The 11,638-nt window shown below is 71.3% G+C and carries 11 protein-coding genes and 1 tRNA gene; 6 read left to right on the top strand and 6 right to left on the bottom strand.

All coding sequences use genetic code 11. The features are described from left to right. The first annotated feature begins 10 nt into the window (after window positions 1-10). Both DW296_RS13655 and DW296_RS13650 read left to right on the top strand, forming a co-directional pair. Window positions 11-883: an N-acetylneuraminate synthase family protein gene (locus tag DW296_RS13655; protein ID WP_136052650.1), complete on the top strand. Its 873-nt coding sequence runs from the start codon at window positions 11-13 to the stop codon at window positions 881-883. Continuing rightward, window positions 880-2,286 (top strand): DUF6716 putative glycosyltransferase, encoded by a 1,407-nt coding sequence (locus DW296_RS13650; protein ID WP_136052649.1) that lies wholly within the window; start codon window positions 880-882, stop codon window positions 2,284-2,286. Before DW296_RS13655 ends, DW296_RS13650 begins: the two co-directional genes overlap by 4 nt. Window positions 2,287-2,305: 19 nt before the next feature. Here DW296_RS13650 and DW296_RS13645 read toward each other — a convergent pair whose 3' ends face one another. From DW296_RS13645 to DW296_RS13635, 3 genes are all read right to left on the bottom strand, one after another. Continuing rightward, window positions 2,306-3,133, bottom strand: a complete 828-nt coding sequence (locus tag DW296_RS13645) for an SDR family oxidoreductase (RefSeq protein ID WP_136052671.1) — start codon at window positions 3,131-3,133, stop codon at window positions 2,306-2,308. A gap of 180 nt (window positions 3,134-3,313) precedes the next feature. Next, window positions 3,314-4,096: an ABC transporter permease gene (locus tag DW296_RS13640; RefSeq protein ID WP_136052648.1), complete on the bottom strand. Its 783-nt coding sequence runs from the start codon at window positions 4,094-4,096 to the stop codon at window positions 3,314-3,316. Further along, on the bottom strand, window positions 4,093-5,139 hold the full coding sequence (locus tag DW296_RS13635; protein ID WP_136052647.1) for an ATP-binding cassette domain-containing protein: 1,047 nt from the start codon (window positions 5,137-5,139) through the stop codon (window positions 4,093-4,095). The genes DW296_RS13640 and DW296_RS13635 overlap by 4 nt, the downstream gene beginning before the upstream one ends. A 63-nt stretch (window positions 5,140-5,202) precedes the next feature. Between DW296_RS13635 and DW296_RS13630 the strand changes: the two genes are divergently transcribed. The 3 genes from DW296_RS13630 (at window position 5,203) to arfB (ending at window position 6,812) form a co-directional block, all read left to right on the top strand. After that, complete coding sequence (locus tag DW296_RS13630) at window positions 5,203-6,195, top strand: helix-turn-helix transcriptional regulator (RefSeq protein ID WP_136052646.1); 993 nt, start codon at window positions 5,203-5,205, stop codon at window positions 6,193-6,195. Between the two features lie 59 nt (window positions 6,196-6,254). Further along, window positions 6,255-6,330 (top strand) — tRNA-Met (locus DW296_RS16520). Window positions 6,331-6,371: 41 nt separating this feature from the next. Beyond that, window positions 6,372-6,812, top strand: coding sequence for an alternative ribosome rescue aminoacyl-tRNA hydrolase ArfB (gene arfB / locus DW296_RS13625; RefSeq protein ID WP_136052645.1), 441 nt, complete (start codon window positions 6,372-6,374; stop codon window positions 6,810-6,812). Here arfB and DW296_RS13620 read toward each other — a convergent pair. Then, complete coding sequence (locus DW296_RS13620; protein ID WP_136052644.1) at window positions 6,778-7,443, bottom strand: TetR/AcrR family transcriptional regulator; 666 nt, start codon at window positions 7,441-7,443, stop codon at window positions 6,778-6,780. The two genes, arfB and DW296_RS13620, sit on opposite strands and share 35 nt — an antisense overlap. 70 nt (window positions 7,444-7,513) lie before the next feature. Here DW296_RS13620 and DW296_RS13615 point away from each other — a divergent pair, with 70 nt between their 5' ends. Beyond that, window positions 7,514-8,791: an MFS transporter gene (locus tag DW296_RS13615; RefSeq protein WP_240743093.1), complete on the top strand. Its 1,278-nt coding sequence runs from the start codon at window positions 7,514-7,516 to the stop codon at window positions 8,789-8,791. Window positions 8,792-8,829: 38 nt separating this feature from the next. Here DW296_RS13615 and DW296_RS13610 read toward each other — a convergent pair whose 3' ends face one another. Beyond that, the gene (locus DW296_RS13610) at window positions 8,830-10,902 is read right to left on the bottom strand and encodes a bifunctional lysylphosphatidylglycerol flippase/synthetase MprF (protein WP_136052643.1); all 2,073 of its coding nucleotides are present in this window, start codon (window positions 10,900-10,902) and stop codon (window positions 8,830-8,832) included. 49 nt (window positions 10,903-10,951) lie between these two features. Then, on the bottom strand, window positions 10,952-11,605 hold the full coding sequence (locus tag DW296_RS13605) for a DsbA family protein (RefSeq protein ID WP_136052642.1): 654 nt from the start codon (window positions 11,603-11,605) through the stop codon (window positions 10,952-10,954). Between the last annotated feature and the right edge of the window lie 33 nt (window positions 11,606-11,638).

Raw genomic sequence — 11,638 nt, 5'->3', positions numbered from 1 at the left:
CGGAGGAATCATGACTGTCAGCATCGGATCGCACGTGATCGGCGGCGGACGTCCCGCCTACGTCATCGCGGAGATCGGCCTCAACCACAACGGCGACGTCGACATCGCGAAGCGCCTCATCGACGTCGCGGCCCGAGCCGGCGCGGACGCGGTGAAATTCCAGAAGCGCACGCCCGAGATCTCCACGCCGGAGCACATGCGCGACGTGCCGCGGGAGACGCCGTGGGGAACGATGACGTACCTCGACTATCGCCGTCGGGTGGAGTTCGGCCGTGACGAGTACGTCGAGATCGGCGACCACGCCACGATGCAGGGCCTGGACTGGTTCGCCTCGCCGTGGGACGTGCCGAGCGTCGCGTTCCTCGAAGGCCTCCACGTCGTGGCGCACAAGGTCGCGTCGGCGAGCCTGACCGACACGGAACTGCTCGTCGCGCTGCGGGAGACCGGGAAGCCGGTCATTCTCTCGACCGGCATGTCCACCATGGAGCAGATCGATCGTGCGCTGGACACGCTCGGCACCGACCGCGTCGTCCTCATGCACGCGACCTCGACCTATCCCCTCGAGCCCGAGGAGGCGAACCTGCGGGTGATCGCGACCCTGCGGGACCGCTACCCCGGGATCCCCGTCGGCTACTCGGGACATGAGCGCGGCCTGCAGATCTCGCTCGCCGCGGTCGCGATGGGGGCGGTCGCCGTGGAGCGTCACATCACGCTGGACCGGACGATGTGGGGCTCCGACCACGCCGCATCCCTGGAGCCCGGAGGGCTGGAGCACCTGGTCCGCGACATCCGGGTCATCGAGAGCGCGGTGGGCGACGGCGTCAAGCGCGTGTTCGACAGCGAGCGCGCGCCGATGGCGAAGCTCCGCCGCGTGCCCGCATGACCGCCGGCGCCGGGATGCGCGTGGTCGCCATCGCGGACGCCGACTCGTTCGTGAAGTGGGCGGCATCCCTGCTGGGGGCCGTGCCTGGCCTGCGGTCGCAGCTCCTGCTGGTGCGCACGCCGCTGACGGTGAGTGGCGCGCAGCAGGATGCGGCACTGGCGGGCACCGGCTTCGGCGCCGCTGACGTCACCCGGCTCGACCTCGACCGCGTCGCCGGATGGCTCGAGGCCGAGCGCCCTGACGTCGTGCTGCTCGCCGGGCGGGGACCGTTCGTCCGGCTCCTCGGCCGAGTCGTCGATGCGCTGCCGCATCGCCCCGTAACCGTCTCCGGGCTTCCCGGCATGGCGATCCCCGCCCAGCGCGGGGCGCTCGATTACCGGCGACACACCGACCTGCTGGTCGTGCACTCACACCGCGAGCGCCGGGCGTTCGCCGAGCTCGGCGAACGCATCGGGGTGCAGATGCCGATCGCGCTGGCGACCCTCCCCTTCGCGCGGGGTCGGGAGCGGTGGGGCGGCAGCCGTCTCCGGGAGTCCGGGGCGGCCGGATCCCTCTCCGCGCGTACGGGCGGAGTCGCTCTCGCGGAGCGTCGTGTCACCGCAACGCCAGCGGCGCTCCGGCGGCCCGGGGCGACGGATGTCGTCTTCGCTGCGCAGGCCCTCGTACCCGCCCGCCCCGAGCAGCGAGCGGCGATCGCCGCTCTGCTGGTGCGCGCCGCGGAGGCTGAACCGTCGCGCCGGGTGGTCGTGAAGCTGCGATCCCGGCCGGGGGAGGCCGAGACCCACCTGGATCGTGATCCTTACACCCGGCTCTTCGCCGGGGGCCGCCCGGCGAACCTCGTGTTCTCGCACGCGCCGATGGCGGCCGCTCTCGAGTCCGCCGCTGGCCTGGTCACGGTGAGTTCGACGGCGGCGGTCGAGGCGCTGGCCCACGGGGTTCCTGTGATCGCGCTCGACCGCTTCGGGGTGCACAAGAGCCTCCTCAACACGGTCTTCATCGGAAGCGGCCTGCTGGGCGGCGCGGGCGAGGTCGTCGCCGGCCGATTCCGCCACCCGCACCCGTCCTGGCTCCGCGACAACTACTTCCACTCGGAGGCGGAGTCGGACTGGTGGGACCGGGTACAGGAGCTCGTGGCGCTGCGGCGGGCCGGGGCCCTGCCGCATCGCCGGGTGCCCGCGGCCCGGGGCGGGGCATGGCATGAGGCCTGGCATCGCGCGAGCGTGCTCGGCCGCGCGGACCGCTCCCTCAGCGGACGCCTCGCGCTCGCCGCCGGCGTGCCCGCGACGCGTGCGCTCTCGGTGCTGCGGTCGGCTCGCCGTCGGACCGATCAGGACACCTGGGCCGACCCGACCACGGACTACACGCTCGAACCGAACCCCTTCCAGGACTCGATCCGCCGCTGAGTCGCGGCCGGTCCGCGCTTCAGACCGTGCGCCAGTCGTGGCTCTCGATCGCCGCACCCGCCTGTGGCCCCATCTGCAGCATCCCGCCGTCGATCACGACGGAGGCCCCGGAGATGTAGGCGGCCTCCGGCGAGGCGAGGAAGGCGATCAGGGCGGCCACCTCGCGCGCGTCGCCGGGGCGTCCGAGCGGGATCCCGGGGCGGTCCTCGGCGTGCGGATCGATGTCGGTCTGCCCGGTCATCGGGGTCGCGATCTCGCCTGGGGCGACGCTGACGGCACTGATCCCGTAGCGCCCGAGCTCCAGCGCGAGGTTCTTCATGAGGCCCCCGAGGCCGTGCTTGGCGGTGTCATACGCGCTCGCACCCACCATCGGCTGGTGCTCGTGCACGCTGGTCACGGAGATGAGCCGCCCCCCGCGCCCCGCGGTGACCATCGCCCGGGCCGCCCGCTGCAGGCAGACGAAGGCTCCGGTGAGGTCGGTGTCGAGCACGCGGTTCCACTCCTCGAGCGTGACGTCGAGGAACGGGGTCTGGAGTCCGGCGCCGGCGTTGTTGACGAACACGTCGACGCCCCCGAGTTCCGCGATCAGCTCGTCGATCACGTCGCCGCACGCGGGGATGTCGGAGACGTCGAGCTGTGTCACCACCGCGCGGGCGCCGTGGCTGCGCACCTCGTCCGCGGTCTCCTGGGCGCCGGCCTGGTCGCTGTGCCAGGTGATGCCGACGTCGATCCCTGCTGCGGCGAGGGCGACGGCGGTGGCCCGGCCGATCCCGGAGTCGGCCCCGGTCACGATCGCGCGGCGGGCCTCGGCCTCCAGCCGTGCCTGCGGCTCTCCGGCCTCCGCCATCGGTGTCGGGGTCTTGTCGTTGTGCTGAGATTCGGACATGTCGGCCTCCTGCTCGGTCGTCATCGGTGCGAGCGACGGTACGGGGGCGGCTCGGCGCGGGCGAACCGGTTGACGGCGAGCGACGGCGACGCTAGCGGGACGGGGTGCCGCCGCGGAGGGCGGCGGCACCCGAGTCCGAGCTCAGCTGCTTCGGCGGATCGCCCTCACACCGACCACGAGGCCCACCGCGGCGACCGCCAGTGCGGACACCCAGCCCCACAGGACGGTGACATCGCCGAGATCGCCCGCGAAGAGGGCGCGCTCCGCCTGCACCACCCAGTTCACCGGATTGACCGCGGCGACGACGCGCATCCAGTCCGGAGCCGCATCGAGAGGGAGCAGCATCCCGGACAGGATCAGCAGCGGGAAGATCAGCGACTGCTGCACGCCCCAGAACAGCCACTCGCGATCCTTCGTCGCCAGGGCGAGAGAGTACGAGAGCGAGCCGAGGCCCACGCCGAACACAGCGAGCAGCGCGAGGCCGATGAGCAGGCCGGGGATGTCGGCGGCGAAGCCGAACGGCCAGGCGATCAGCACGATGATGAGTGCCTGCACGACGATCGGCGCGATCTCCTTCAGTGCGCGGCCGACGAGCAGCGAGGATCGGGCCAGTGGGGCGACGAGAGTGCGCTCGTGCGAGCCGGTCATCATCTCGTACTGCAGGTTCGACCCGGTCGAGCCGGTGCCGAACAGCACGATCATCACGAGCACGCCCGGGACGAACCAGGCCAGCGTCTCCCCGGCCGGACGCCCGGAGTCGCCGATCAGCAGCGGGGCGAACAGGCCGAGGAAGACGAGCGGCTGGAGCAGGCTGAAGATCAGCGTGAACGGGTCGCGGAGTACGGGCTTGAGCTCCCGGCTCAGCACGTTCCTGGTGTCGCGCGCGAGGTTCGGACGCACGAGGGTGTCGGTGGGGATGGTCATGAGCGGGCTCCTGTCGTGCTGTTCCGGGAGGCGGCGGGCGCCGGTTCCATGGCGGATGCCTCATCCGCGGCATCTGCGCCCTCTCCGGCTTCGCGCAGGGTGCGGCCGGTGAGGGCGAGGAAGACGTCGTCCAGCGTGGGCGGCACCCCCGTCGCGCGGCGGACCAGGATGCCGGCACCGTCGAGTTCGCGCACGATCACCGGGAGCAGGCGGTCGCCGTCCGGAACCGCGAGCGACACGGCGGCCCCGTCGATCGTGACCTCGGCCGTGCTGAGCCCGGCGACCACGGCACGGGCCCTCTCCGCCTCTGTGGCATCCGCGAACCCGAACGTCAGCACGTCCCCGGCGAGTGTCGCCTTGAGGGAGGCCGCGTCGTCGTCGGCGATGATGCGTCCCCTGTCCATGACCATCACGCGCTCGGCGTAACGGTCGGCCTCCTCCAGGTAGTGCGTGGTGAGGAACACGGTGGTGCCGTGCTGCGTGCGCAGGTCGAGGATGTGCTCCCAGAGGTTCGCCCGACTCTGCGGGTCGAGTCCGGTGGACGGCTCGTCGAGGAAGATCAGCGGCGGCGCGTGCATGAGCCCGAGCGCGATGTCGAGCCGACGCTTCTGCCCGCCGCTGAGCTGCTGGACGGTGCGCGTGGCGAACGATGTGAGGTCGAGCGACTCGATGAGTTCGTCCGCCCGGTGCGCGCTGTCCCGCTTCGACATCCCGTAGAAGGCGCCCTGGCTCAGCAGCTCATCACGGACGCGCTGAGAGAAGCTGCCGCTGGTGAGCTGTCCGACGTAGCCGATGCGGGCCCGTACACCCGCCGCGTCGGTATGTATGTCGTGGCCCACCACCCTCGCACGCCCCGAGGTGGGCGGGATCAGCGTGGTCAGCATCCGCAGGGTCGTCGACTTGCCGGCGCCGTTCGGGCCGAGGAACGCGACGAGCTCTCCGCGGACGGCGGTGAAGGAGACGTCGGTCACGGCATGGACCGGCGTCTTCTTGACGGTGAAGGTCTTGGTGAGGCCTTCGGTCTCGATGAGGGGTTCGTTCATGACCGCGAGCGTAGAAGCGAACCAGGACAGATCCTGTCCGCGATATCTGGCAGTCTGGCGAACATGAGCGACACCACCGTGCGGGCCCTCGCCCTGCTCAACCTGCTGCAGACGCATCGGCACTGGCCGGGAACCGAGCTCGCCGCGCGCCTCGGTGTCACCGAGCGCACCGTTCGGCGCGACGTCGATCGGCTCCGCGAGCTCGGATATCGCGTCGAGTCGACACCGGGAGCCGCTGGAGGGTATCGGCTGGAAGCGGGGAGCGCCGTCCCGCCACTGCTCCTCACCGACGACGAAGCCGTGACCATGGCCATCGGCCTGCGGGTCGCCGCGACGCAACAGGTCGTCGGCGGCGCGGAGGTCACGCTCACCGCGCTCGCCAAACTCGAGCAGGTCCTGCCGTCGGCGCTGCGACAGCGGGTGAACGCGCTCGCGGCCTCGGTGCGTCCGCCGCGCATCGGCGACGCCCCCGCCGTCTCGCCCGTGGTGATCGGGGAGGTCGCCTTGGCGACGCGGGACGCCGAACGCCTGCGCTTGCGGTACGTCGACGGGGAGGGGACAGAGAGCGTGCGCCGGGTCGAGCCCCATGCCCTCGCGCCCGCCGGCCGCCGGTGGTTCCTGCTGTGCTGGGATCTCGACCGCGACGACTGGCGGACGTTCCGCGTCGATCGGATCGCGGCGGTGGAGCACACGCGGGTGCTCTTCACGCGGAGGCCTCTGACCGAGGAGGAGATCGAGGAGCGGGTCCTCATCGCCTCGTCGTGGTCTCCGCAGAAGATCGAGACGGACGCTGTGATGGACCTGCCGCTCGCCGAGATGCAGGCCCGGTTCGGACCATGGTCGCAGGGCGCGACGGCAGAGGACGCTCAGCGGACGCGCTGGCCGGTCGGCGGTTCGGACTGGCGCGAGGCGATGTACGGGCTGCTCTGGATCCCCGCGGGTGTCGAGTACACGACGAGCTTCCCGGAGCCGCATCGGTCGGAGTTGCGCGAGGCGGTGGAGCGTCTCCTGCGAGCGCTCGACGCGACGCCCTCCGCGTTATCCGGCGACTCATAGTGTTATCCCAGGCAACGGTCCTGGCGGGGATGATCACGGCCGGGTAACGTCATCCCCATCGCGGCGATCCGGGCGGTCCCGGGCCCCGGCTCATATCCGGAGGCGTTGCGGGTTCGACTCCCGCCGTCGCGTCCACTCGGTCCCCTGCGCGGCCGCTCATCCCGGATGATGGAGGCATGCCTTCCGCCCCTCGTCCCGGACTCCGGGTCTCCGCGGGTCTGACGATCCCGGAGGCCGAGCTGTCCTGGCGGTTCTCCCGGTCCTCGGGGCCCGGCGGTCAGGGCGTGAACACCACCGACTCCCGGGTGGAGCTGGTGTGGGACGCGGCGAACTCCGCGTCCCTGTCATCGACCCAGCGCGACCGGATCCTGGAGCGGCTCCGCGGACGGCTGGTCGACGGCGTGCTGACGATCGCCGCCTCCGAGCACCGCGCGCAGCTGCGCAATCGGGAAGCGGCCAGGGAACGGCTCGCCGCGCTCGTCGCGGAGGCGATGCGTCCGCCGGCGCCGGCCCGGCGGGCGACGAAGCCGAGTCGGGGATCGAAGGAGCGGCGGCTGACGGCGAAGCACCGCCGCACCGACGTCAAGAGCTTGCGACGGCGCCCCCGCGAGGACTGACGTCCGCCGGCCGCTCTGCGCTGGGCGAGCCGGTGAGCCGCTCCTCGATCGGGGCCCAGCCGTGCTCGAGGAGCGCGGAGCCGGCGTCGAGCACCTCCTGCTGGTCGTCGCTCTCGGTGACGAGGATCTGCATCTGCAGGACGAACCGCGCGTACACCCGGACCTCGGGGGTGGGGGTCGGGATGCCGAGCTCGTCGGCGATGGCCGCGGCGAGCGCATCCTCATGGCGCAGCCACATCTTCGACGCGTAGTCGCGGAGCGCCGGCGTCTCGTTGAGGAAGCGCAGGAAGACGCGGGCCACGTCGTCGCCGTGCTCGTCGAGGTTGGCGCCGACCTCGGCGGCGTAGAAGTCGTGGATGGCCCGATTGATCGTCACGCCGGTCGGCCGGTCGCGCACCGCCGAGACGAGGCGATCGCGCTGCTCGTCGTCCTCGTCGAAGACGAGCGCCTCCTTCTGCGGGAAGTGGGCGAACACGGTGGTGGGGGAGACATCGGCGGCATCGGCGACCTCGCGGATGCTCACGTTGTCGAATCCGCGCTCCAGGAACATCCGGGTGGCCACGTCGGAGATGTTCTTGCGGGTCGCGGCCTTCTTGCGCTCGCGGCGGCCCGGGGGCGGGGGCGTCGTCATGCGGCCACCCTATCGTGCACTCGCTCAAAAAGTGTATTGACATCAAAACTGGTATCGATACACTTTCGGTATGACTTCACCTCATCTTCCCGTTCGCGGCGCCGGCCGCGCCTGGGTCATGCTCGTCGTCCTGACGATGCTCACGGTCATCGGCATGACCGTCGTCCTTCCCGTCCTGCCGTTCGTCGTGCTGCAGTACGTCGCGCACGAACACGACCTCGCTCTCTGGGTCGGCGTGCTGGAAGCGGTCAACGGCCTGTGCGCCTTCCTCGCCGCACCGCTCCTCGGGCGGCTCTCCGACCGGTTCGGACGACGACCCGTCATCATCGTCGCGGCGTTCGGCGCGGCCTTCTCGATGGCACTGTTCGGCGTGGGCGGGGCGATCTGGGTGCTCGTGCTCGCCCGTGTCATCCAGGGGCTGACGGCCGGAGACCTTCCCGCCCTGTTCGCCTACCTGGCCGACATCACGCCGCCCGAGAAGCGCGCGCAGCGCTTCGGCCTCCTCGGCGCACTGACCGGCATCGGCACCATGATCGGTCCCGCCATCGGCGGTCTGCTCGCGGCGGTCGATCTGCGTTTGCCCGTGTTCCTGACCGCGGCGGTCGGCCTCACGATCGCGGTCCTCAGCATCTTCCTGCTGCCGGAGAGCCTGCGGCCGGAGAACCGCATCGCCCGGATCGCTCTCCGCGACGTCCAGCCGTTCGGCGTGTTCCGTACCGCGTTCGGTCGGCCCGAGCTCCGCGGACTGATGATCGCGTTCGCACTGCTCGCGCTGCCGTTCGGCTTCTTCGTGAACAACTTCAGCGTGCTGGCCCTCGACGCCATCCAGTGGGGACCGACGCAGATCGGCCTGCTCACGGCGGGGGTCGGCATCATCGACATCCTCATCCAGGGCGTGCTGCTCGGCATCCTGCTGCCGCGGATGGGGGAGCGCGGCGTGATCGTCAGCGCCATCACCGCGCAGGCGATCGGTCTCGCCGGTCTCGCGGTCGTGGCCTCGCTGCTCGCCCAGCCATGGCTCTTCATCGTCGGCGCGCTCCTGCTCGCCGCCGGTCAGGGCGCGGCGCAGGCCGCGATGGACGGGGCGATGTCCAACGCCGTCGGCGACGACGAGCAAGGCTGGCTCGGAGGCGCCACGCAGTCCCTCAACGCCGCGATGGGCACCATCGCCCCGCTGATCGCGGCGGCCCTCTACACCGCGGTCAGCCATGCCGCGCCGTACTGGCTCGGCGTCGGGATCATGGTCGTCGCCGCGCTCGTCGTCGCGCGCGCACACATCGCGAACACCGCGAAGCGCCCCGTCTCGGAGGCGCAGGACGCCGTCGGCGTCGCCGAAGCGCGGGTGTGAGCCGAGGTGTCCGGAGCGGCAGCGAGGATCCGCGGGGGTCAGCGCTCCCCGCGGACGAGCTCCACTCCTGCCCCGGCGAACTGCCGCAGCGTGGCATCGGGGAGGAAGGCCCGGGTGAGGGCGCCGCCGATGCGGGTGAGGTCGCTCTCGTCCCGGAAGAGGAGGTACATGGTCTCGTAGCGGGGGTGGAACTTCTCCTTGAAGCGGTGCAGCGAACGGAAGCCGTAGACGGGCTCGAGCGCGTCGGCCAGGCGCTCGCTCAGCGCGGCGATCACCCCCGCGTCCGGCGGGTAGTCGTGCGCGAGGGGAGCGCCGGAGAGCGACATGATCTCGGCGCCCTCCTCCGAGAACTGCTGAGCGGAGGCGCCGATCAGATACTCCATCACCGGTCCGAAGCCGCCCTCGCGGCGTCGCATGAGGTCGAGGGTCCAGCCGCGCACCACCCCGCCCTCCCCGTACACGGGCAGCCAGGACAGGAAGCCGTCGACGTCGCCGTTCGGAGCGATCGCGAGGGCGAGCCGCACCTCGGGGTCCTCCGCCTCCTCCAGGGTTCCCAGCGTGAACCGCATCTCCGGGAGATCCTTGTCGCCGACCCACGCCTCCGAGATCCCGCGGAGCTGCTGCCGCAGACCCCAGGTCTCCGCGGTCAGATGGGTGAGCCGGAAGGTCATCTGCTCCCGCCCCGCCCGGTTGAGGGAGGTGCGCACGGGCTGCCAGCGCTTGCCGGTGAAGGTGAGACCGGGGAGGTCGACGATCGTGTCATCGGCCACCACGAGGCTGCGCCACGTCTCCGGGACCGCCGCCCTCGTCGCCTCGTCCGCACTGAAGAAGCACGGCACGAGGCCGGCGTCCTCGGCCGCGCGGATGAAGTCGCGCACCGCCGTCACGCGGGACTCCGCCGGGCCGATCGGGTCGGCGAGGGCCAGGGCCACGCCGTTGCGGCGCTGGTACGCGACGATCCCGCCGTCCACGCGGGCATAGCCGTTGCCCTCCCAGGTCGTCATCCAGGAGAGCGTGCCGCCGCCATGTGCCCGCAGTTCGCGACGGAGCTGGTCCGTCGTCGGGGCGGGCTGCCGGCCGAGTCCGGTCGAGCGGCGCGCGCGGAAGGCCCGGCGCACGGCGATGAGGTAGACGAGCACGAGCGCCCAGAGCACGCCCGTGGCGAGCGTCAGCTCGGTCTCGGCGTCGATCACCGTCTCGAGCTGCGCCTCGCTCGTGAGGATGATAAGCACGAGCACGAGGGTGGCGGCCAGCACATTGAGCGGACCGAGGACGATGGCCACCACCCAGGCCCAGCGGCGACCGCGCCGCAGGCCGTTCGCGATGAACAGGATCACCGCGACGTCGATCGCCGTGTCGATGAAGCCGCCGGACGCCGGTTCCGTCGGGCCGAACGGACCGTCAGTCGGTACGAGGACCGTGATGATCTCGATGGCCACGAGCGTGAGCACCGCCATCACGGCGATCAGCCGCTGCTCCCGGACGGTCGTGCGCCGCACGCGCAGGCTCCGGTCGACGAAGAGGATGAGCAGCACCGCGAACAGGTGCTCGAGGTCGGCCAGCTTTCCCCAGAACATCATCGCGACGAAGACGAACCCGAGGAGCACCAGCCACGCGCGCACCCGCCAGGGCGGACGGAACAGGCCGACGGCGGCGGCGATGCAGGCCATGGTCCCGCCGGACGCCCCGACGTCGAGGGCCTGCGCCTGGGTCTGCGCCCACGCCCACGGCAGCTGCGACGCCAGCAGCAGGAACAGGGCGGTGGCGAAGACGGCGAAGAGCTGCCCGACCGAGAAGTAGGCGATGGCGACCCGGGTTCCGCGACGGTGCTCCAGGAAGCCCATGCCCCAGAACCCGGCGATGGTGAAGATGTACACCCAGGGTTCGTTGACAAAGAACGTCCCGGTGACCGGCGTCCACCACTTGCCCTCGGCCAGGCTCGGCAGCCCGTAGGCGACGGCGGGGAAGAGGGCAGAGTCCTCGAACGGCCGCCACAGCCCCTGCCAGATCACGCCGGTGAGCAGCACGAGACTAATCATCGTCAGCGTCGCCGGCGTGGTCCGCAGGGCCCCGAACAGGAGTCGGGCCGACGAGGGGCGCTCCGAGGTCATGCGCTCAGCGTAGAGGTGGGGCCGCCGCACGGCGACCCCACCCACCGGATCACTCGGCGACGGCCTTCGCGATCGCCTCCTCCAGGTCGTTCCACTCGACGAGCTCGACCTTCTCGCCGTCGACGAAAAAGGTCGGGGTGCTGCTCACGCCCAGCCGCTCGCCGTCGCGCTTGTCCTGCTGCACGCGGGCGAGGGTCGCCGGATCGGCGACCGCGGCATCGTACGCGGCCATGTCGAGCCCGAGCTCTTCGGCGAACGCGCGGAACACCTCGGGCGTCTCCGCCGACTGCTCGCCCCACTGGGCCTGCGTCTCGAACAGCCGGTGGAACATCTCCTCGTAGCGGTCCTGCTGCGCGGCGGCCTCGGCGGCGAGAGCGGCCTGGGTCGAGTTCACGTGCCCGGGCAGGGGGAAGTACCGGGTCACGTAGCGGATGTCGCCCTCGTAGGTGGCGCGCAGCTCCTCCACGATCGGGTAGAAGGCGCCGCACGCCTCGCACTCGAAGTCGAGGAACTCGACGACGGTGACGGCGTCGGGGCCGCCCTCGTCGAGCACGTGGGAGTCGGTGCGGACGGTGGGCAGTTTCTCGCCGGCCTCGGGATCGGGCTGCGCGGGCTGCTGACTGAGGGCGTAGACGATGCCGACGACGAGCAGCACGACGGCGACGGCGACGGCGATCAGGGTCGCCTTGACGGGGGTCTTCATGGGGTCTCCAAACACGGGTGATACGACGAGGGG

The sequence above is a fragment of the Microbacterium sp. K36 genome (assembly GCF_004794355.1).
In the GTDB taxonomy this organism is placed as follows: domain Bacteria; phylum Actinomycetota; class Actinomycetes; order Actinomycetales; family Microbacteriaceae; genus Microbacterium; species Microbacterium paraoxydans_D.
This window is presented reverse-complemented; position numbering and strand designations above follow the sequence as displayed.